This is a genomic window from Ornithinibacillus proteolyticus (genome assembly GCF_039581225.1).
GTDB classification, from domain to species: domain Bacteria; phylum Bacillota; class Bacilli; order Bacillales; family Amphibacillaceae; genus Ornithinibacillus; species Ornithinibacillus massiliensis.
Window position 1 is genome coordinate 24,879 of record NZ_JBCPXV010000020.1, and the last position, 21,189, is coordinate 46,067.

At 36.7% G+C, this 21,189-nt stretch carries 17 protein-coding genes; 11 read left to right on the forward strand and 6 right to left on the reverse strand.

The window, feature by feature from the left end:
- Window positions 1-10: 10 nt before the first annotated feature.
- Together AAIB49_RS10760 and AAIB49_RS10765 are read right to left on the reverse strand one after the other, a co-directional pair.
- Window positions 11-3,124 (reverse strand): MMPL family transporter, encoded by a 3,114-nt coding sequence (locus AAIB49_RS10760; RefSeq protein WP_343458073.1) that lies wholly within the window; start codon window positions 3,122-3,124, stop codon window positions 11-13.
- Window positions 3,125-3,140: 16 nt separating this feature from the next.
- On the reverse strand, window positions 3,141-3,572 hold the full coding sequence (locus tag AAIB49_RS10765; protein WP_343458074.1) for a MarR family winged helix-turn-helix transcriptional regulator: 432 nt from the start codon (window positions 3,570-3,572) through the stop codon (window positions 3,141-3,143).
- Window positions 3,573-4,153: 581 nt separating this feature from the next.
- Here AAIB49_RS10765 and AAIB49_RS10770 point away from each other — a divergent pair.
- The 3 genes from AAIB49_RS10770 to AAIB49_RS10780 all read left to right on the forward strand — a co-directional run bounded on the left by AAIB49_RS10770 (window position 4,154) and on the right by AAIB49_RS10780 (window position 7,296).
- On the forward strand, window positions 4,154-5,146 hold the full coding sequence (locus tag AAIB49_RS10770) for an ABC transporter substrate-binding protein (protein WP_343458075.1): 993 nt from the start codon (window positions 4,154-4,156) through the stop codon (window positions 5,144-5,146).
- 90 nt (window positions 5,147-5,236) lie between these two features.
- Window positions 5,237-6,088, forward strand: a complete 852-nt coding sequence (locus AAIB49_RS10775) for an ABC transporter permease (RefSeq protein WP_343458076.1) — start codon at window positions 5,237-5,239, stop codon at window positions 6,086-6,088.
- The gene (locus tag AAIB49_RS10780) at window positions 6,088-7,296 is read left to right on the forward strand and encodes a quaternary amine ABC transporter ATP-binding protein (protein WP_339216079.1); all 1,209 of its coding nucleotides are present in this window, start codon (window positions 6,088-6,090) and stop codon (window positions 7,294-7,296) included. The genes AAIB49_RS10775 and AAIB49_RS10780 overlap by 1 nt, the downstream gene beginning before the upstream one ends.
- Before the next feature lie 57 nt (window positions 7,297-7,353).
- On the opposite strand, the gene AAIB49_RS10785 is transcribed toward AAIB49_RS10780, so the two are convergent.
- Genes AAIB49_RS10785 through AAIB49_RS10795 form a run of 3 tightly spaced genes read right to left on the reverse strand, consistent with a single transcriptional unit; the run spans window position 7,354 to window position 11,115 of the window.
- Window positions 7,354-8,493 carry a Ger(x)C family spore germination protein gene (locus AAIB49_RS10785; protein WP_343458077.1) on the reverse strand — a complete coding sequence of 380 codons (1,140 nt, stop codon included), beginning with the start codon at window positions 8,491-8,493 and terminating at the stop codon, window positions 7,354-7,356.
- Complete coding sequence (locus tag AAIB49_RS10790; RefSeq protein WP_343458078.1) at window positions 8,490-9,605, reverse strand: GerAB/ArcD/ProY family transporter; 1,116 nt, start codon at window positions 9,603-9,605, stop codon at window positions 8,490-8,492. The genes AAIB49_RS10785 and AAIB49_RS10790 overlap by 4 nt, the downstream gene beginning before the upstream one ends.
- A gap of 7 nt (window positions 9,606-9,612) precedes the next feature.
- Window positions 9,613-11,115, reverse strand: a complete 1,503-nt coding sequence (locus AAIB49_RS10795; RefSeq protein WP_343458079.1) for a spore germination protein — start codon at window positions 11,113-11,115, stop codon at window positions 9,613-9,615.
- Between the two features lie 512 nt (window positions 11,116-11,627).
- Here AAIB49_RS10795 and AAIB49_RS10800 point away from each other — a divergent pair.
- The 5 genes from AAIB49_RS10800 (at window position 11,628) to AAIB49_RS10820 (ending at window position 18,515) form a co-directional block, all read left to right on the forward strand.
- Complete coding sequence (locus AAIB49_RS10800) at window positions 11,628-13,379, forward strand: ABC transporter ATP-binding protein (RefSeq protein ID WP_339216072.1); 1,752 nt, start codon at window positions 11,628-11,630, stop codon at window positions 13,377-13,379.
- Complete coding sequence (locus AAIB49_RS10805; protein ID WP_339216070.1) at window positions 13,379-15,409, forward strand: ABC transporter ATP-binding protein; 2,031 nt, start codon at window positions 13,379-13,381, stop codon at window positions 15,407-15,409. The genes AAIB49_RS10800 and AAIB49_RS10805 overlap by 1 nt, the downstream gene beginning before the upstream one ends.
- A 29-nt stretch (window positions 15,410-15,438) precedes the next feature.
- Window positions 15,439-16,272 carry a S1C family serine protease gene (locus tag AAIB49_RS10810; protein ID WP_343458080.1) on the forward strand — a complete coding sequence of 278 codons (834 nt, stop codon included), beginning with the start codon at window positions 15,439-15,441 and terminating at the stop codon, window positions 16,270-16,272.
- 348 nt (window positions 16,273-16,620) lie between these two features.
- Window positions 16,621-17,349, forward strand: a complete 729-nt coding sequence (gene sigI / locus AAIB49_RS10815) for an RNA polymerase sigma-I factor (protein ID WP_255488095.1) — start codon at window positions 16,621-16,623, stop codon at window positions 17,347-17,349.
- Window positions 17,346-18,515 (forward strand): anti-sigma-I factor RsgI family protein, encoded by a 1,170-nt coding sequence (locus tag AAIB49_RS10820; RefSeq protein ID WP_339216064.1) that lies wholly within the window; start codon window positions 17,346-17,348, stop codon window positions 18,513-18,515. Before sigI ends, AAIB49_RS10820 begins: the two co-directional genes overlap by 4 nt.
- A gap of 130 nt (window positions 18,516-18,645) precedes the next feature.
- Here the strand turns inward: AAIB49_RS10820 and AAIB49_RS10825 are convergent, their stop codons facing one another.
- Window positions 18,646-18,882: a YhdB family protein gene (locus tag AAIB49_RS10825; protein WP_186869278.1), complete on the reverse strand. Its 237-nt coding sequence runs from the start codon at window positions 18,880-18,882 to the stop codon at window positions 18,646-18,648.
- A gap of 161 nt (window positions 18,883-19,043) precedes the next feature.
- Between AAIB49_RS10825 and AAIB49_RS10830 the strand changes: the two genes are divergently transcribed.
- The 3 genes from AAIB49_RS10830 to AAIB49_RS10840 all read left to right on the forward strand — a co-directional run bounded on the left by AAIB49_RS10830 (window position 19,044) and on the right by AAIB49_RS10840 (window position 21,184).
- Entirely contained in the window at window positions 19,044-19,676 is a 633-nt protein-coding gene (locus AAIB49_RS10830; protein ID WP_339216061.1) for a YhcN/YlaJ family sporulation lipoprotein, read from the forward strand.
- Between the two features lie 386 nt (window positions 19,677-20,062).
- Window positions 20,063-20,701: a class I SAM-dependent DNA methyltransferase gene (locus tag AAIB49_RS10835; protein WP_339216059.1), complete on the forward strand. Its 639-nt coding sequence runs from the start codon at window positions 20,063-20,065 to the stop codon at window positions 20,699-20,701.
- A gap of 21 nt (window positions 20,702-20,722) precedes the next feature.
- Window positions 20,723-21,184 carry an S-ribosylhomocysteine lyase gene (locus tag AAIB49_RS10840; protein WP_339216058.1) on the forward strand — a complete coding sequence of 154 codons (462 nt, stop codon included), beginning with the start codon at window positions 20,723-20,725 and terminating at the stop codon, window positions 21,182-21,184.
- Window positions 21,185-21,189 lie beyond the last annotated feature (5 nt).

The following is a 21,189-nucleotide window of genomic DNA, read 5'->3' on the forward strand; positions in this document are numbered from 1 at the left end:
ATTAGGGTAATTAATTCTTTTTAAATGGCCACCAGTTTGCATTACCAAATAGTTTTACCATTACTGGAATGAACAGTGGTAACATCACTAGGGCATATAAGAATAATCCAAGAAGGACAACGGTAGCAATTTGTAAGATAGAAAGAACTCCTGAAGGGAGCATGGCAGCAAATGTACCACCTAGGATAACTGCTGCAGAAATAATAACGGTTCCCATCTTCTTCATTGCTGTTAACATGGCATCCTTTAAATTTCCATCACGATATTCATTAAAGCGATCCATTAAGAAAATGCTATAGTCAATACCAAGAGCGGTTAACATTACAAAGGCAAAGAATGGTACTGCCCATGTAAGTCCATCATACCCCATTATATTAACAAAAATAATTTCGGCTATAGCCATGGACGTAAAGTAAGTTAAGATTAACGATCCAATAAGATAGATTGGCATAATAATGGAACGTAGTAAAATAATCAGGATGATGAAGATTCCAATAATCATAAATAACACTGTTTTAGCGTAATCTTCATCTGACACGTTCTGTAGGTCATGATTCGTACTACTGATTCCACCTAATAACGCATCACTTGCTTCGAAAATGGTACCTCTTTTTGCTTCGTCTACTTTGTCACTAATTTTATCAATCATGTTTAAAGCATCAGTCGAATAAGGGTTATAGCCTAAGACGACTTCAAATTTTACAATCGTTTTGTCATCAGACAGATACATATTAGCTGCTTCTATAAATGCATCATTATTTAAAGCTTCTTCCGGAATCATGACAATTGGATTGTTCGTATCTGTTTCAATGTCTTCTAGATATCCTTTAACTTGTAATAGACCATCGCCAACTCGCTGTAAACCATCTGCACCTTCTGACAGGCCGGATGATAGTTCGCCTAATTGACTTTGCATATCTTCAAAAGCAGTCTTCAGTTCTTCCTGCCCACCATAAATTTGTGATAATCCATCGCGTAAGCTAGGTATATTGGCTACTACTTGTCCTTGCCCATTAGCGGCTTGGCTTAGACCAGATTCTAGTTGTTCAATACCACCTATTAATTCGCCGATACCAGCAGATAATTGTTCTTGTGCTTGAATGGATTGGTTTAGGTTGAACTGTTCATGTTGATCATTTAATTGTTTTAAAGGAATAATAACATTCGTTTGCATCATATTTTGGATATCTGCTAACGGTTCTGTTTGTTTTGAAAGCTCCTCTAATGTCATATAAGCCGTCATGAAATCCGTATCCTGCTGTAATTCAGGATGATTGCTTAATACAGTACTTAGACTGTTATAAACTTGTTTAATTGTTCCAGGAAGCTGACTTATGGTGCTAAACTGTCCGTCATTAAGCTCGGTTAATCCTTTCGCCACTTCTTGGTAACCTTTTAGTAATTCTTTATTTCCTTCGATTGTCTGATCAAGGTTATCTTTTATTTGCTCTAGACCAGCCTTCGCTTCTCCAGCACCAAGAGCTCCGGAATTAATGCCTGTTTGAATGTCCTGAAGTGCGGTTTGAATTTCACCAATTCCGTCATTAGCTGACGCCGTTCCTTCTAATAATTGATCGATTCCATCTTGTGCTTCCTGCAATTGAGGTTCTGCATCTTTCAACTCGCCTGAAGCGTCCTGTAATCCTGCTTGGATTTCAGATAAACCATCGGTACTTTGGCCAATTCCATCAGCAAGCTGGCCGGTAACATTGTCTACAAGAAAATCATCTATAATGGAGCCAGTTGGTCGAGTTGCACTACGAACCTGCTCTACTCCTTCTATTTTGGCAATTGCTTCCGAGAGAGTCTCTATTTGTTGGAATGCCTCCGCCGTATCTACAGGTTGATCGGCTTCTAATACAACAGTAGTTGGCATCGTTTGACCTGGTCCAAAGCTATCTGCTATATAATTAAATCCCTTTACAGAGTCATAGGACTCTCCAATCTCTTCTAGAGAGTTATACGATTTGTCACCATGATAGCTTAATAAAGCCGGCACGGTAATCACCGCAATAATCGCTAATGCAATAATTGGTCTAGCCCATGCGAGTGTACCAATCGATCCCCATAATTTACTATCCTTATGAGAAACGGATTTATCAAAAGGCCAGAACAGTTTTTTTCCGAGAGCAACTAGGAAAAATGGTACTAATGTGACTAAGGCAATTAATACGACGGCTACACCAACCGCTACAGCAACAGCAGATTGATATAATGAAAAGGTTGATAAGCCGATGGTAGAAAAGCCAATTAACACGGCAATTCCTGCAAATAGCACAGTTTTACCGCTAGACTTGTATGTGTGTAATATGGCATCTTTGATTGTATCGTGATTAGCCATTTCTTCTTTAAATCGACTAATTAATAGAATACAATAGTCTGTCCCTATCCCAAACATGACGGCTACCATGAATATTTGGGTAAAGGTGGACAGTGGGAAATCTACTTTATCTGCTAAAATGGACACGATTCCTTGAGCAGCTAAATAAGAAATACCTACTGTTAATAACGGAATAAATGGCGCGATAAAGGATCTAAAGACAACAAATAATATGATAAGAATTAATCCAACGGTAATAAGCTCCGTTTTCTTTAAACCTTCTTCAGAATTAATAATAATGTCTTTGGTAATAAATGATTCACCAGTTAAGTAATGTTCTAGATCAATAGATTCAAGTGCCGTATAGATTCCTTCACGGGCTTCTTCTATTTCTTGATTTTCTAACGATACTTGAAAGGGAACAATTATCGTCTTCCCGTCTTCAGAGACGGTTTGTTCTTCAATAGCGGGATCTGTATGAAATGCTAATACATCAGAAATCCCCAGTTTGTCCTGATCTGCTTCTAGTAGATCAATCGCCTCGATTACTTCATTTCTCTTTTCATCATCAAATCCATTATCCTCGTGAAACACTAGAACAGCACTTGCGGAATTTGAGGTACTATCATCAGACATCGATTCAATAAGCTTACTTGCTTGAGATGATGGTGAATCTTCTGGTGCAGTAATTTGTCCCTTTTCCCGCACTAGTTCTTGGAGGTTAGGGGCAAAGATAAATAAGCCGACAGCAGCTATTATCCAAGCAGCGGCTATGAACCATCGTAAACGAATGATTTGTTTCATACGACATTTCCTCTCCTTATTGTACTTTCATTTTCTCAGCTAATTTTTCTAATGAACAAATAAAGGTATAAATTTCTTTCTCATCAAAATCTCCTAAATAATTGCCTAGCTCTTGAAAGAGTTCCTTTTCCGTATTTTCAACAAAATCTATCCCTTTATCTGATACATATAAATAAATCACTCTTCTATCATCGTCATCACGATCACGTTCAATTAGACCTTTTTCATAAAGTCTATTAATTTGCGCTGTAACAGCACTTTTGCCAATTCCAAATTCAGTTGCTATTTCCGTACTGGTACATTTTTTTCGCTTATAAATAAAATGTAATGTCGTAAATAGATCAGTTGTTATATCGGATTGGATTTTTTCTTTTAAAATAATGTTTACTCGTCGATAAACGTGGGTAATTGCACTCTGATACCTTTCCACGAGATCCTTTAATTCCACGTAATAGCACCCCCTAATGATGTAATATGGTTCACGTTTTGAATAGTTCACGTTTTGAACTATTATATCATAGCAAGGTATACATGGAGATGCAATGATTATCACCTTGAAAATGCAAGCAGTTGAGGGGATAACGTGATGGATGGATCGAATCTGACTTGGCATAGTATAATGACCACTATTGTCACAAGATGATGGAGAAGTAAAACAGGAGTATACGTTAGTTATAGAGAGAATCGGTGGTAATAAAGCTAATTTTATATGTTTATATAACTTTAAGCTTGGAAAATGTAACATAATTCAATAATTTCCATACTTATGCCGTTTGATAGAATAGGAATATTTCAGTAACATAATAGATGTTGTTGTATTCATGGTATATTCTTTCATTACCCCCACACCATTTCTATTATTCTCCTCTAAAGTGGATAGTGTTTTCACCTTTCATTTAAAATAGCGGTTTAGATTAAGCGGAATAATTATATTTATAATTTATGGATAATTAGGAATTTTATATTATCTATTTCGTGTGGGATTATCATGGATTCGAAAAAAAGTAGACGATAAAGGAGCTTATATTAATGAGAAAGATTGGCATTTTATTTTTAGCTAGTATATTGATAATCCTTTCTGCTTGTGGATCTAGTTCAGATGGTGAGCTTGATAAGATTGTTCTAGCAGATGCAGGGTGGGATAGTATTCGTATTCATAATAGTATTGCACAAATAATTATGGAAGAAGGCTTTGGCTATGATATAGAAGTAACATCCGGATCTTCGACAGCAACAGTACAGGGCCTTCGTCAAGGTGATATTAATGCCTATATGGAAATATGGACAGATAATATTAAAGAATTATATGAAGAAGCAACAGAGGCTGGAGACTTTGAAACGGTATCGGTAAACTTCAATGATAATAATCAAGGATTGTATGTTCCTACCTATGTTATCGAAGGAGATGCGGAACGTGGTATTGAACCTATAGCACCGGATTTACGCACAGTAGAGGATTTAAAGAAATACCCTGATGTGTTTCAAGACCCAGAAGATCCAGGACGTGGTCGTATTATTAATGCCCCGAGTGGATGGGTAGTTGCAGAAGCTATTGATGATAAATTTACGGCTTATGGATTAGACGAAACGATGAATAACTTTATGCCAGGTTCTGACTCTGCTGCAGTTGCGGATTTAGTTAATGCTTACGAATCGGGCAAGCCATGGGTAGGGTACTACTGGGAACCTACATTAATAACGGCGAAATATGACTTAACACTACTAGAGGAAGCACCATATGAAGAAGCAATTTGGAATGAATCAAAAGCGACGGAATTCCCTCCGAATGATGTTGTGGTAGCTGTTCATAAGGATTTTAAGGAGCAAGTGCCAGAAGTGTACGACTTCTTAAGTCACTATGAGACAAGTAGTGAACTTACAGAAGAAGCGTTGGTGTATATGGATGAGAATGGTGCAGATGCTTATGACACAGCCGTTTGGTGGATGAATCAGCATGAAGATATATGGACTAGCTGGGTATCAGAAGAGGTAGCAGATAAGGTTAAGAATGCACTACAGTAAAGCCCATAGCAGCTAGCCTGTTGGTTGGCTGCTTTCTAATTTATAGTGAATAATAAGTGAGGTGAAGGGACTGCGTCATGCAGTCTACTAATGGAGAGCTTTCCAGATATACGTACGAATATAGGAGATTATGTGGATCAGTTTGTTAGTTTCTTAGCTACAAACTTAGAAGGTTTATTTGACTTAATTTATTTTATTTCTTCTAGAACGATTAATTTTATTGACAATATGCTTGTAGCCATGCCTTGGTGGAGCTTTATTATCGTTATCTTTTTACTAGGGTGGTACTTTAAATCGATTTTCTCAGGGGTGCTATTTGCAATCTTTATATTCCTAATTGGAAGCTTCGGGTTATGGGAGGATATGATGACTACGATAGCAATAATAGTCGTAGCGGTCATCATTTGCTTAATAATTGGTATACCGATAGGAATATGGATGGCCTTTAATAAAGGGTTTTCCAATATCATGCGCCCGATTCTAGACGCCATGCAAACAATGCCAAGTTTTATTTATTTGATTCCAGCTATTTTCTTCTTTGGGCTTGGTAATGTATCAGCAATATTTGCGACACTAATCTATGCACTACCACCAGTTATACGGTTAACAGAGCTTGCGATACGAGGGGTAGACAAAGAAGTCATTGAGTCCGCGCAATCCTTTGGTTCCTCAAGGGGGCAAATGCTACGCAAAGTACAGCTCCCACAAGCAATGCCTACGATTATGGCTGGAGTGAATCAAACTACGATGATGGCACTCGCAATGGTAGTAATTGCTTCCATGGTTGGTGCAAAAGGGTTAGGTGAGCAAGTGCTCGTTGCGATAAATCGTATTGATATAGCACTAGGATTTGAAGCAGGTATTAGTATCGTATTTCTAGCGATTATTATCGACCGGGTGACAAATGGTGTGGCAGCTAAGTTCCAAAGGGGGATTAGTTAATGGAGACGAAGATAAAAATAGATCATGTATCGAAAATCTTTGGATCAAAGCCGAGGTCTGTTATACCCTTAGTTGAGGAAGGGAAGACGAAAGAAGAAATTCTGGAAAAAACAGGACACACGGTAGGCGTTTATGACGCATCTTTAGACATAAAAAAGGGTGAGGTATTTGTTATTATGGGCTTGTCTGGTAGCGGAAAATCTACCCTAATCCGTTGTTTTAACCTATTAAACAAGCCAACTGCAGGCTCTATTTATATAGATGGTATCGATATCACGAAATCAAATAAGCAAGATTTAAAAAAGATTAGGCAAGAAAAAATTGCAATGGTTTTCCAGCACTTTGGTCTATTTAGCCACCGGACGATATTGGCTAATGTTGAATATGGTCTAGAAATACGTGCTGTATCCAAAGAAGAACGAAAACAGATTGCCTTAAAAAATATTGAGATAGTAGGCCTGAAGGGGTATGAAGATAAGTATCCAGATGAGCTTTCAGGTGGGATGCAACAACGTGTTGGGCTTGCACGTGCATTGGCAAATGACCCAGATATTTTACTCATGGATGAACCATTTAGTGCGCTTGATCCGCTAATTCGTAGGGAGATGCAACTGGAATTATTAGATATCCAAGAGCGACTGCAAAAGACCATTATCTTTATCACTCATGATGTAAATGAAGCATTTAAATTAGGTGATAGGGTAGCGGTTATGAAGGATGGTCATGTGGTACAGGTTGGAACGCCGGAGGAGATTATTGAAGCCCCGGCAAATAATTATATCTCAGATTTTATTAAAGATATTGACCGTTCTAAAGTCTTTCAGGCAGAACATATTATGATTAAACCGAATGCATTAGTATCCTTAAAGGATGGGCTAAATGTAGCAATTAAAGAAATGGAAGACAACGGTATCTCCAGTGTCTATGTTGTTGATAGAGGTCGTCGTGTTAAGGGAATCATTACCATTGATGATGCAATACAAGCAAAAAAAGAGAAGAAAACGTTAGTAGATATTTTACGTGCTGATTATGTCACCGTTCAACAAGATGAATATATTCATGATCTTATCCCGAAAGCCTTGGAATCGAAATATCCATTAGCTGTCGAGAATGAGGAAGCTAAACTAGTAGGATTCATTCTACGGGTTCATGTGTTATCCGGGTTAGTTTCAGAAGAAGTGACAGAAAGTGCACAGTATTATAGCTAATCGTTATGTGTAAGCAACTAACGTCATATGCAAATGAGTAGGGGTTTCTTCGTACCCCTACTTATTTATAGTTCCATGTCGAATAATATTAACATTAATATTAAAGGTTACATCAAGTTTAGGATACTTTTCGTCCCATTCTTTATCGGTTAATTTTCCATCCTTATTATTTATTCGATAAACGGTTCCATATCCGAAACTATCCGCATTGATTTCTTTTAAATATTCCAGAATATCCTCATATTGGGCTGTTAGTACTTTTTCTACTTCCTTTTCTAAGCTATTAATTGCTTTCGGATCATCTAAATTATATTTGCTGGAGATTTCTTGTAAGCTTACATCAAGCCTTATGTTCGTATCAAATGTAAGCTTTTCTTTGTCTGTAAGAACCTTTTTCGTAGTTCCATGCTCGATTAAGAACACGAGTCTTATCTCACCTATCTTCTCCGCTTCCTCAGAATTCATTAGATATTCAGAAACGGCTTCGCGAGGAATGATTAATTCAAGTAATATTCCAGTCTGAGGACGATCCATAATGATAAAGAGGTGTTCCAGTTCGATAGGGAGTTGCCCTTTCATTTTATCGCCTTTAAATAGCGCTATGCCAGTAATTGTCGGGATATCATCACGAACACCCATCATGGGTAATATTGGATCTACACCCTCAGTATTTATAATAGCGGCAAACTTATGAAGGGTTACACTAGGAAATATTTGAGATTCACCTGATGGCTCAATTAATCCATGCAAAAATTCTCCAAGGTTAGTGGAAATATTTTCAACTTGGATATGAAAAATATCCCTAGCTTTCTCCTCTGCGACAGCTAATAACAATGTATCAGGAATCGCTGCATCTCGTATTAACGTATCGGTGAAAGGATTGACCCCGGATTGTGCGAGTTCCTTACCATATATTTCGAGCTGCATTTTCCCAGGTACTAAATATTGACTTACCTTCTTGTTAGCATCGGCCCTTGCTCCCTTAATGGTGTCCGATACTCCTTTAACGACGGTAGTAGGATGAGTAAAATTGGTTTGAAATTGTAATATAGTCATATTCATTTCAATTTCTTGATTTTCTATACGATCAACACCACGAGCGGTAATCACGCCAAGATCTTCTAATTGCGCTGTTTCAAGACAGCTACTTAATATAGGAACGATACCGAGCAATAGTAAGATACGTAAACGTTTCATGATGAACCACTGCCTTTTTTGTTTTTCCATTTCTTCTTCAACAAGACTAAAGGTAACAAAATAAACGGATATATATATACGACCCAAAAGCTTAACTTGGCTACCCAATCGGTTAAGGCGGTAATTTGGTAATCAAATCGAAAGTAATTCACGATGATTAAAATCAAGATTGTCACGACCCAATGGGTTTTTTTCTGAGAAATAGAATACATTCTTTTCATTCCGTGTGCAATTGCCCACATTAATAAGACGAGATTTGGAATAATGACCAGTAACCATCCTACTACTACAATATAGTCTAGACGTTCGAGGAACGTAAACGATGTACTTTTCACTAATATTAGTACAGCCCAATTAATATTCTTTAGCCTTGTTGGACTAAAGTAACCGATCGATATCATGGTAACGAGAATAAGAGCGATTGCAGTGTACGTAAGACCGAGAAATGTCGGTAGTTTGGCTTTGTTTTTGTTTTTGACAAAAGGATAAATAACCATTAGAATCTCAAATCCTGATAACGTATAAGCGGTAGCCTTAGCACCTTTTAATAGCTCAGGAAACGAAGATTGGAACAATGGTAAGAAGTTATCCCAATTCATTCGTATAAACGGGTCATAGAGTGTAACAATTAACCAAAAGGTTATGATAAAGAGTATAAAGGTTACCCCAACTACAACTCTAACTCCCCCAAATACAGCATAAACAACAAGAATCATAATAAGAACGGTTAGTACGCAATTGGGAAGAGCATGGTATAAAAAGATTTGAATAACTTGAATGTAGGTCATTAGGATCGAAAGAAAGCTTATGCATATATATAAAATGAATAGTGTTCCTAATATTCTTCCAAGCCATTTTCCAAACACATCTACATGTATTCCAAAATAATCGGCATTTTCATATTGATTGAGAATAGTAAACATAGCAGCAACCACTAGACAAGTAAACAGAAATGCAATCAGTATAGCTAACCATGAATCACGTTCTGCCTCCAGGTAGATAAAGCGCGGAGCACCTATTATGCCAACACCGAGCTGTAATCCGGCGATGATAAAAAATAGGTAAAATGCCCGTATTTGTAAATTGGTCTTAACATTCAGATTGATTTCCATATGTCACCTACTCATCGATATCACGTTTCTGCTTGGCATCTTTTTTGTTAAAACGAATAATAGATTTGGGGCGATAGGTTTTAGCTCTCCGACTGGAATAGCTCAAGGGTGCTCTAAAGAACACTTTGTTAAAATCTTTAATTTGTAATGGATAAAGCGGTGCTAAATATGGACGGCCAAGGGATGTTAGTCGTAGCATATGGATAATGAGCCAACATAGCCCGAATGCAATACCTAATAAGCCTAATATTCCAGCAAGTACAATAAATGGAAAACGAATGATTCGAAGTGTTGTACCAAATAAATAACTAGGTGTTGTAAAGGATGATAATGCACTCATTGCCACAACGATGATGAGGATATTACTGGTTAAACCGGCTTCTACTGCTGCTTGACCTATAACGATACCACCTACAATACCCATTGTCTGACCAACCTTTGTTGGTAGTCTGGCACCGGCTTCTCGTAGTAATTCTAGTAAAAATTCCAGAAGTAAGGCCTCAAATATTGGAGGAAACGGTACGGCAGCCCTAGTTTGCCCAATTGATATAAGTAATTGCGTTGGTATAATAGCATATTGGTATGTCACTGCGGCCACATAGGTTGGTGTAATCAACACAGAGAAAATCATCGCCATAAATCGCATAATCCGTAGAAAGGACCCTGCATGCCAACGCATATACAGATCCTCTGTCGATTCCAAAAAGGAAAAAAGAGTAGCCGGTGCAATAAATGCTGTTGGGCTATTTTCAACTAAGACACCGATTTTTCCTCTTGTAATATTGTAAGTAAAACGGTCAGGTAATTCCGTCTCAACAAATTGCGGGAAAAGGTTCGTCTGTGAATCCTCCATATATTGTTTTAATACAATTGTATCTTCAATCTCATCTACATCTAATTCATTAAGTCGTTGGCGCATTGTATTGACGTCGACTTCATTTGCAATGGATTTTAAATAAACTAATCGAACATCACGTGGAGATAAGTGCCCAATCTTCACTTCTTCAAATACTAAATCTTTTGAAATAATTCGAGACCGTATAATATTCATGTTTTTGGAAAGTGATTCCGTAAAGGAAATTTTTGGACCAAGTACTAATGATTCTGTTTCCGCTTTTTCGATATTACGACTTTCCTTTAAAATCATTGAAAAGCTGACAATCTCAGATTCAAGTTCTATATAGATAAATACCTCGCCAATGACTAATTTTTCTAAGACATCCTGTAAGGTGTGCGAGGTAGAACCAGAATTTAATGGTAGTTCATAAAGTAGCGTACTATTGGTTATTTTCTTATCCATATTAAGTAGAGGCTGAAGTAGGGATTGCTGTATTTTATCAATCTCTACTTGATAGTCAATGAAAAAGACAGCTACTTTTTTATCGTTTATATTGTATTTTGAGAACTTTAAATTGGGATTGTTGTTGAATTTATCTACTAACAATTTTTCTAGCTTATCAATTGTAACCGGGAAAATAGTATCCTTATTTTCTTTATTTCTTTTCCACATAGGAACCTCCATTAAAAACACTGGTTAGAGTTTAGTATGTAGGTTATTGAAAAAATTATGAGTTACCTGGAAAAGAAAAGGGTAAGGTGAAAAGAATGCACAAAAGTTTGTTAGTATGAGTATAGGTCAATATATTTGAAAACAATTTATCTTAAAAAAATGTTGACTATTCATTATTACCAATTTATACTAAAAAAGTATTCAAAATTAAGAAAAGGAGGTCATCAAAATGAAAAACATCATTATCGTAAACAACGTTGCTTTACAATTGAATAATTATATGACCTCTTACAAGAACGAAATTTGATTCGATTTAAGGTAGAATATATTCCGTTTTGTAAAAGGTCACCCATGTGCTGTGGCCTTTTTGTAATATAAGGGATTAGTGAGAGCTATTCTGTTCGTTTACATGCATGCGTCATTGGCGCATGCATTTTTTAATGGTTGAATATGTAAAGCAGCTAAAAGCAATTCAAAAATAGCAACGAAAGAGATAAAGAAGGTGATACGTAATGTTTCAGGTTTTTAAAAAGTTAGATTGGTTTTTTAAGCATTATTGGAAGCGGTATACGTTTGCCATTATTACATTGATTATCGCTAGTGCAATCGGACTAATCCCGCCTAGACTTCTTGGATATGCGATAGATCATATTCAATTTCAGACATTAACTTCCCAGCTACTTACGATAATAGTTGTCGGTTACCTGGTATTAATCGTAGTCCACTATAGTGTTTCCTTTATTTGGGATTATACGTTATTCAGTGGGGCGGTGATTTTGGAAAGATGGACTCGTTCAAAGTTAATTAATCATTTTCTTCGCATGACACCAACATTTTACGGGAAATACAAAACAGGTGACTTGATGGCAAGAAGTACCAATGATTTAAAAGCCATTGCCCAAACTGCTGGATTTGGAGTCTTAACCTTAGTAGACTCGACGACCTTTATGTTTATGCTCATTGCGATGATGGGGTTTTCGATAAGCTGGAAGTTAACACTTGCTGCCTTAATTCCACTTCCAATAATGGCTATTATTATGAATAAATACGGTGCAGCGATCCATGCTCGTTTTACTGAGGCACAGGCTGCATTTGGAAATATGAATAATGAGGTATTGGAATCTATTCGTGGTGTTCGGGTAATCCGTGCTTTTGTTCAGGAGAAGCAGGATAAGGACCGTTTTGAGGCCATGACAGAGGATGTGTATCAAAAGAATATTGCAGTTGCAAAAATTGATGCCATGTTTGAACCAACGATGAAAATTCTAGTTGGCTTATCTTATACAATTGGTCTCGGATATGGGACAGTACTTGTATTTCAAAATGTGATTTCCTTAGGGGATTTAGTTTCCTTTAATGTTTACTTAGGAATGTTGATTTGGCCAATGTTTGCTGTAGGAGAATTAATCAATGTTTTACAGCGTGGTAATGCATCCTTGGACCGTGTTAATGAAACAATTGGCTATGAAGCCGATGTAAAGGACCCAGAGAAGCCAATGTCGGTAACAGAAGTAGAGACAATAGAATTTGCCAATGTTTCCTTCTCCTATCCGGGAACAAAGCGAAATCAACTAGAGAATATAAACCTCTCCATTACGAAGGGGCAGACTATAGGAGTAGTAGGGAAAACTGGTTCCGGTAAAACGACATTATTTAAGCTAATGCTCCGTCAATATCCAGGAGTAGTTGGTGAAATCAAAGTATCCGGAGTTGATTTAGAGCGGATGAGCTTGGATCAAATTCGTTCTTGGATTGGTTATGTTCCACAAGACCAAGTGATGTTCTCGAAAAGTGTTAGAGAAAATATTCAATTTGGTAAAAGTGATGCGACAGATGAGGAAATTTATCGCGTTATGGAGCTAGCTCATTTTGTTGAAGATATAAAGCAGTTGCCACAAGGCTTGGATACGAAAGTAGGAGAAAGTGGTGTAACCCTTTCCGGTGGTCAGAAACAACGTGTAGCCTTAGCGAGGGCCTTTATTAAGGATCCAGAAATTTTAATACTAGATGATTCGTTATCTGCTGTAGATGGAAAAACAGAATCAAAGATTATTGCGCATTTACGAGAAGAAAGAAAAAACAAAACAACCTTTATTGCTGCCCATCGGTTATCCGCTGTTACACATGCTGACCATATTATTGTGTTAGAAGATGGAATTATTGCCGAAGAGGGTACACATGAAGAATTAATCCAAAATGATGGATGGTATAAGGAACAGTATGAACAACAGCAGCTTGAAGGTGATAAGGAGGCGATCTCCTAATGCGAAAGAAATCTACTGAGAAAAGACTATTTCAATATGCACTACAATTTAAAAAGAAAATCATCATCGGTATTTTATTTTTAATCATTGCAACGGCTCTTGAGTTAGCTGGACCTTTAATTGCCAAGACAATTATTGATGATCACATTGTCGGTATAGAAGGTACATGGTATGAAATAAGCGGTGACAATGACCGAAATACGGTCGAATTCAATAAACGGTATTATAAGAGAGCAGATCGTATGAATGAAGAGGATGAAATAATTAGTACCAACTCCCTACTGCAAATTGGTAAGGAATACTACCTTGTAGAAGGAGAAGTTCCAATACTTGGGGAGCGAACAGTAGAGGATAATACAATTTCTGTGAAGTCACAAGAAGAAGTAACAACCTTTACAGGGCAAAAAATCTCTGTAAGTGACATTTATAGCTTTTTCCAACCAGAACAACGACCGATTTTATGGTTATTAGCTTTATACATTGGGTTGCTACTTATTGCTGGTATTTTCCAGTTTTATAAAACATTTTTATTACAACAAGCTTCGAATCAGATTGTTAAAAAGATGCGTAATGATATTTTTGAGCATACGCAACGAATTCCAATTAATTACTACGTCAATCAACCAGCAGGGAAGATTGTGGCACGTGTGACAAATGACACAGAGGCAATCCGTGATCTTTATGAACGTGTCTTAAGTATTATTGTTACGAGTGCTATCTATATGGCTGGAATCTTTGTTGCATTATTTATTTTAAATGCGAAGCTTGCGGTGTGGTTCTTGCTCTTGATTCCATTACTACTAGTATGGATGCGATTCTATAAATTCTTTGGAACGAAATATAATAAAGTAATCCGGTCCACGATAAGTGAGATAAACGGTAAGATTAATGAAGCCATTCAAGGGATGACTATTATTCAAGCATTCCGAAGAGAGAAACAGACAAAGAAAGAATTTGAAGAATTAAATACGAGACACTTTAAGTATCAGCGAAAGCTATTGAAGCTAAGTGCACTTACGTCCTATAACCTTGTAACAGTCTTTCGAAATATTGCTTTTGTAGCATTTATTTGGTATTTTGGCACCGGCTCATTAAATTTGGAGACGATAATCTCGATAGGTATGCTCTATGCTATCGTGGATTTATTAACGAGATTATTTGAACCGGTAAATGATATTGTGAACCAGCTACCATTATTAGAGCAGGCAAGGGTCGCAGGTGGTCGTGTATTTGAATTATTAGATTTAGATGGAGAAGAAGTAAATCAGAAGGAAATTCCACGTTATAAGGGGAATATCAAATTCGACAACGTCTCCTTTGCTTATGAGAAGGAAGAATATGTATTAAAAGACTTATCCCTTTCCATAAAGGATGGAGAAACCGTTGCCTTTGTTGGTCATACAGGATCTGGAAAGAGTTCGATTATGAACCTATTATTCCGATTTTATGATCCGCAAAAAGGAAAAATTACGATTGATGGCCATGATACAAGTAATTGGTCCAGACAACAGGTTAGAAGTCATATGGGGATAGTATTACAAGATCCATTTCTATTTTCCGGAACGATTATATCCAATGTTACGATGAACGATCCGAAGATTAGTAGAGAACGGGCAATTGAAGCATTAAAAACAGTAGGTGCAGACCGTTTTATCGAGAAGCTACCGAAAAAATATGATGAGCGAGTGACAGAAGGAGGAAGCACGTATTCCTTAGGTGAGAGACAGCTTATTTCCTTTGCACGTGCACTTGCATTTGATCCGGCTATTTTAATATTGGATGAGGCAACAGCTAATATTGATACGGAGACGGAAAATGTCATTCAACATGCACTAGAAGTTTTGAAAAAAGGAAGAACTACTTTAGTAATCGCCCACCGATTATCAACGATTCAACAAGCGGATAACATTTTTGTCCTAGAACATGGTAAAATTATAGAAGAAGGTAACCATGAACAGTTAATCGCTGAAAAAGGAACATACTACCAAATGTACAAGATGCAGCAAGGGATATCACAACGAGCTGTATAGTACGGAAGGACAAATGTGGGGTGAGTGTGATGGAACGTAATAATGACCAAAAGCCTGACATTATTGACGAAGATTTATATGAGGAATTTGATGAGGAAGAGCTACTAGAAATTGTTGAGGAAGCTCGTAAAGAAGCACTCATCAAATCTACTATGGAAGATAAAAAGCCAAAGCGTCCGTTTCCTAAATGGACGTTTTGGCTTATTGCTATTGCAATGCTAATTAATGTTGTAGCATTTTTTCCAAAGACTTTTTCGATTCCAGCAATTGATTTTTTAATTACTTCGGCGAAATTATCGGCTGATGATGAGATAAAAGCGTACAAAGAAGCTGTAGTCGTAGTGGAAACACAGGATAGTAAAGGGACTGGATTTGCTATCAATCAAGATGGGTATATTTTAACTAATGCCCATGTAGTGGATGATGAGAAGCACGTATCAGTCGCTTTTCCTAATTTAGGCTTATATAATGCAGATGTATTAGAAACCTATCCAGATGTGGATTTAGCGTTACTTAAAACAGAAAGTGAAGAGAAGTTACCGTACCTAGAGCTAGCAGAGCAAACCGTTTTTGAAGAAAATGAAAAAATAAGTTTCATAGGAAACCCACTTGCTTTCAATGGAATAGCTAATCAAGGAACGATAATCGGATATACACAATTAACTAGTTGGAATCTACCAGTTCTCATGATAGATGCACCAGTATATCGTGGAAACAGCGGAAGTCCTATCATAAATGAAAGAGGCCAAGTAATTGGGGTTGTATTTGCAACCTTAAATCATACAGAACACGGAAAGGTAGGGCTCTTCGTACCTATTGACTATTATTATTCAGAAGGAGTGAACCTTCACTTACCCTATTAGACCTAGACGAAGTAATAATGTAGTTTCTTTTTCGCGTTTCATAATATTATCTAAAACGCTTCCACAATTCGATAAAGCTACCGATAAAAAGAAAGAGATATTTCGTCTCTTCTTTTTTTATAGGGAAAGTTACCTATTTTTAAACAAAATGTAATCCTCTTGTGACACTCCCTGTAATACTTGTACTGTAAGATAGTCATATTCTTGAAATGGAAAATTAGTAAAGTATGGTGGGTTAAAAATGACCTGTTTAAATATAAAACAATATATAATAATAAATAAGCTATTCGACACACCCAAAAAAATTGTAGCAGAATCGAAATATATGAATGCTAGGGGTGGTCTACTTTGACACGAGAAATGTTAAAAGACATCCCAATAGAAGAACTAATTGATCAAGCACAAAAAGGTGATGAAGCCGCACATAATTTCTTATTAAAGACATACCAACCCTTTATTGCTAAAACAGTATCCGAAGTTTGTAAACGATACATTGATCCAGAGCGAGATGATGAGTTTAGTATTGGCTTGTCAGCATTTAATGAAGCAATACGTATGTATTCACCAGATCGTGGGAGCTCTTTTTTAACCTTTAGTAGCTTAATCGTCAAACGCAAAGTAATTGATTATATTCGTTATCAAAATAAATATCCTGTAACCATATCGTTTGACGAAAGTTATGATGAAGAGAAAATGGAGAATCCAACCGAAGTAGAAGCAGTTAAGAGCAAGTATCAACTAGAACAAGAAGCATGGTATCGTAGACAAGAGATTCTTGAATTTCAGAACAAACTGGCCATGTATAAGCTATCACTTCAAGATCTTGTCGAAGTTTCACCAAAGCATCGTGATGCACGAGATAGTGCAGTTCGTATTGCAAGAATGATACGAGATGATAAAATGTTAAGTGAATATGTCGAAAAAAAGAAAAAACTCCCGATAAAAGAATTGGCTAAGAAAGTTGATGTGAGTAAAAAAACGTTAGAGCGTAATCGGAAATTCATTTTAGCCATTTTTATTATTCTTGGAGAGGATTATGTGTTTCTTAATGACTATTTGAAAGGGGTGGGCCAGTGAAAAAAGGAATAGTCATGGAGCAGCATCAGAAATATACCATTGTAATGACACACGATGGTTTATTTGAAAAAGCTTATCCGGTTAAAGGAGCCGAAATTGGTTTTGAAGTTGCCTATGAGCCTTTTACGAAAAATGAAAACTCTTCTAGATTAAGGGAAAAGTTTTTCACTGTGCGTGTTATAGCTATTGCATGTATATGTTTAATTATGTTATTTCCGCTGTATATGGTAGTAAATGGGGATGAAGCATATGCATATGTGGATATTGATATTAACCCGAGTATGGAACTAGAAGTGAATAGTAGCTTGGAGATTACCAATGTAACTCCCTTTAATGAAGAGGCAGAATTAATTATCCATGAGCTTGGTGATTTAACCGGAAAAGAGATTGATGATGCCATTGCTATTATTATGATGAAAAGTGAAGATAAAGGCTTTGTCAATTCAGCTAAAAATGTTTTGATTGGTGTTCATTACATAAAGGAAACAGAAACAGAACCGATTATTAATAGGATTGATGAACGCTTTGAAACGACTGATTGGGAATTGGTTACCATTAAGATTCCCGAAGACGTTAGAGTTGTAGCAGAAGAAAATAATCAATCGATGAATGAAGCATTAGCTAAAAAGGTTACCGAAGAACCTGATGAAGAGTTACAATCAATTGTCACAGAAGAGGATAGTCAAGTATTGCAATCATTTTACCTTAATAAAAACGCTAAAGCTGACGTGACAAACGAGAAAGATTCAAATCAGGTTATACAAGATGATACTAACAATGCTGATAATGAGGAATTAGAATTAAACACCTCAAAAAGTAATTCATTAGAAAAGAACAGAAATAGTAATGAGCAAAAAAAGAATAAGCATAAAGAAAATCATCCTAAAAAGAGCAAAGAATCAAAGGAAATCAAGGGAAATAATAAAGAAAAACACCCTGGCATGAATGGAAAAGACAAGAAAAGTCAAAACAAGCAAGACACCAAGGGGAAGGACAAAACAAACGATAAGCACCAAGAGAAAAACCACGGTAAAGGAAATGGCAAGGACAAGGGGAAACAGCGTGGTAATGACAAAGAGCCTAAATCAGGTAGCCATCATAACAACAGCAACCACAATAATGGGAAAAAACATGGTCATAACCACAAAGATAATTCCAACATGTGATGATACAGGTTGGGAATAACGGATTTATCGCTATTTTTTATGAAGGTTTCATCAAGATACATAATTTGTTTTCCTGTCGTCATAAGAAAAAACGCATTTGCTTAAAAGAACAGCAAATGCGTTTTTTTATCTACATTTTTAAGGCGGTTTCGGGTGTGTATTTCATTGCGTGGTCTATATAGTAAAGAAGGTTGTCGTGTGAATCGATAATTTTTTGTTCATCTAGGGAATAGTGATAAGCGTGCAAGAAATTCTGTATTTTCTTAGATAGCAAATCGTCTTTTGTGCGGACCATTAGAACGAGAAGATCATCCCACTGTCCCCATAATGTGTAGTACAACGCCTTGTCGTAGTCTGGAATATCCATGAATTCCCCTCCTTAAAACTCCAAGGGTAATTATAGCTTCCCCATATTATATATATATTTCCGAGAGACTATTTGGTGTGGTTTCCAATTTAAGGTCAGGGTTAATTAGCATAAACAGTTTACACTGATACATACTAAAAAACGAAAAGGGGAGGGATAAAATGAAAAAGCAACTTATTACTGTCGCTGCAGCAGCTTTATTTATCGTTTCTGGTTGTGCAGCAGATAATGAAGAAGGCCAGCGTGGAACAGATAATAATAATATCGATCCCGTAAGATATCAAAATCATCCAGATGGCATTGGTACGCGTGATAATCGAAACTACACGATGCAACGTGACTTGGAGGAACCAAATCGATTCCGAAATATAAATAATCCAGGAAACAATAATACACGTAATATAAATAATACCAATGAACAAACCAATGCAAATCGGTATGATGTAGCTGAAGAAGCAGCGGATTTAATCGTTCAACGAATCAATGTTATTGATAATGCGTATGTTCTGACTACAGACAATAATGCCTATGTTGCGGCTGAACTAGACACACATCAGAATGGTAATAATTTAAATCACAAGGATGGAGAATTAACCGATGAGGTGAAAGAAAAAATTTCATCCATCGTAAAATCAGTGGATAATAATATTGACAATGTATATGTGTCCACTAACCCAGATTTTATGGATTTAGCCGATAATTACGCACGTGATGTCGATGAGGGAAGACCAATTGAAGGATTCTTTGAAGAAATTGGTAATATGATTGAACGAGTTTTCCCACAAAATAGATAATGCCTAAGAGGCTGGGACAAAACTAAAACAAAGGTAATAAAAACGAACAATCACATTAGCCCCGGAAATATACGGAGACTCCTGTGGGAGAAAAGGCATCGGTGAGACCCCGGAAGAGCTTTAGCTCTGAGGAGGCTCACCAGCCGCCCACGGACGCGTAGTATATTTCCGGGGCGGGTTTGATGCGCTAACTGTCATGTTCGGTTTATCCTATGTTAGAAATAGTTTTGTCCCGGCCTCTTTCCATTATTATTTAATACATAATAGCCTAAGTTTTTGCACTAATCTCTTTTCTTTTAAAAACCGTTAACATGTGATAATGTATTACATATAATTCATATTAAACATAGTGGTTTACTATGATTTCATTATATGGAGATGAGAAGATGGGACGAGAATTCTTAGAGATTTTTGAGGATTGGGCAGAGAACTATGATAATACAGTTAATGGGCATGACCGTGAATATAAAGAAGTTTTTCATCAATACGATCAGATATTAGACGAAGTGGTAGAAAATTCGATTGGTACTGTATTAGAATTTGGAGTAGGCACTGGCAATTTAACAAAGAAGCTAGTGGAGAATGGACATACTGTGATTGGAATCGAACCTTCACCAGCTATGCGAGACATCGCAAAGTTGAAGTTACCCGATGTAACAGTATTAGATGGTGATTTTTTAGATTTTCCAAAGCCTACTACTCCAATTGATACGATAGTTAGCACATTTGCATTTCACCATCTAAATGATGAAGAAAAAGAACTTGCAATTAAAAATTTTGCAACATTACTTCCTAAAGGTGGTAAAATTGTATTTGCAGATACACTTTTTGTATCGGACAATGCTAAGCAACGGAAGATAAGAGAGGCCGAGGAAGTTGGATATTCTAATCTTGCCGAGGATTTACGAAGAGAGTATTATCCTAATATTGACACAATTGAACAAATTTTTACTGAGCAACAGTTTAATGTTTCTTTCAAGCAAATGAATGATTTTGCTTGGCTTATCTTAGCAACATTTAAATAAGGTTTAAAGGAGAAGTGAAAGATGATGAAAAAGATGAATGTAGAAAGCTTTAATTTAGATCATACAAAGGTGAAAGCACCATATGTTCGACTAGTTGGTGTAACAGAAGGAGCTAATGGAGACAAGGTATATAAATACGATATCCGATTCAAGCAACCAAATAAAGAACACATGGAGATGGCTGGATTACATTCTCTTGAGCATTTAATGGCAGAAAACATTCGTAATCATATGGACAATGTATTAGATATTAGCCCAATGGGATGCCAAACAGGATTTTATTTGGCTATTTTAAACAATGATTCATTTGACGAAGTATTAGTAACACTTGAAAAGACATTGGAAGATGTTTTAGCAGCAGTTGAAGTGCCGGCATGTAATGAAGTACAATGCGGCTGGGCAGCCAACCATAGCCTTGAAGGTGCAAAGGAAATCGCAAAAGAGATGCTTGCGAAAAAAGAGGGTTGGAGAGAAGTTTTCTAACTAAT

Excerpts from the sequence above, each read along its gene's own strand:
- AAIB49_RS10760 (WP_343458073.1), bottom strand. The coding sequence starts at position 3,124 with ATGAAACAAATCATTCGTTTACGATGGTTCATAGCCGCTGCTTGGATA.
- AAIB49_RS10770 (WP_343458075.1), top strand. The coding sequence starts at position 4,154 with ATGAGAAAGATTGGCATTTTATTTTTAGCTAGTATATTGATAATCCTT.
- AAIB49_RS10775 (WP_343458076.1), top strand. The coding sequence starts at position 5,237 with ATGGAGAGCTTTCCAGATATACGTACGAATATAGGAGATTATGTGGAT.
- AAIB49_RS10780 (WP_339216079.1), top strand. The coding sequence starts at position 6,088 with ATGGAGACGAAGATAAAAATAGATCATGTATCGAAAATCTTTGGATCA.
- AAIB49_RS10785 (WP_343458077.1), bottom strand. The coding sequence starts at position 8,493 with ATGAAACGTTTACGTATCTTACTATTGCTCGGTATCGTTCCTATATTA.
- AAIB49_RS10790 (WP_343458078.1), bottom strand. The coding sequence starts at position 9,605 with ATGGAAATCAATCTGAATGTTAAGACCAATTTACAAATACGGGCATTT.
- AAIB49_RS10795 (WP_343458079.1), bottom strand. The coding sequence starts at position 11,115 with ATGTGGAAAAGAAATAAAGAAAATAAGGATACTATTTTCCCGGTTACA.
- AAIB49_RS10800 (WP_339216072.1), top strand. The coding sequence starts at position 11,628 with ATGTTTCAGGTTTTTAAAAAGTTAGATTGGTTTTTTAAGCATTATTGG.
- AAIB49_RS10805 (WP_339216070.1), top strand. The coding sequence starts at position 13,379 with ATGCGAAAGAAATCTACTGAGAAAAGACTATTTCAATATGCACTACAA.
- AAIB49_RS10810 (WP_343458080.1), top strand. The coding sequence starts at position 15,439 with ATGGAACGTAATAATGACCAAAAGCCTGACATTATTGACGAAGATTTA.
- AAIB49_RS10825 (WP_186869278.1), bottom strand. The coding sequence starts at position 18,882 with ATGGATATTCCAGACTACGACAAGGCGTTGTACTACACATTATGGGGA.
- AAIB49_RS10830 (WP_339216061.1), top strand. The coding sequence starts at position 19,044 with ATGAAAAAGCAACTTATTACTGTCGCTGCAGCAGCTTTATTTATCGTT.
- AAIB49_RS10835 (WP_339216059.1), top strand. The coding sequence starts at position 20,063 with ATGGGACGAGAATTCTTAGAGATTTTTGAGGATTGGGCAGAGAACTAT.
- AAIB49_RS10840 (WP_339216058.1), top strand. The coding sequence starts at position 20,723 with ATGATGAAAAAGATGAATGTAGAAAGCTTTAATTTAGATCATACAAAG.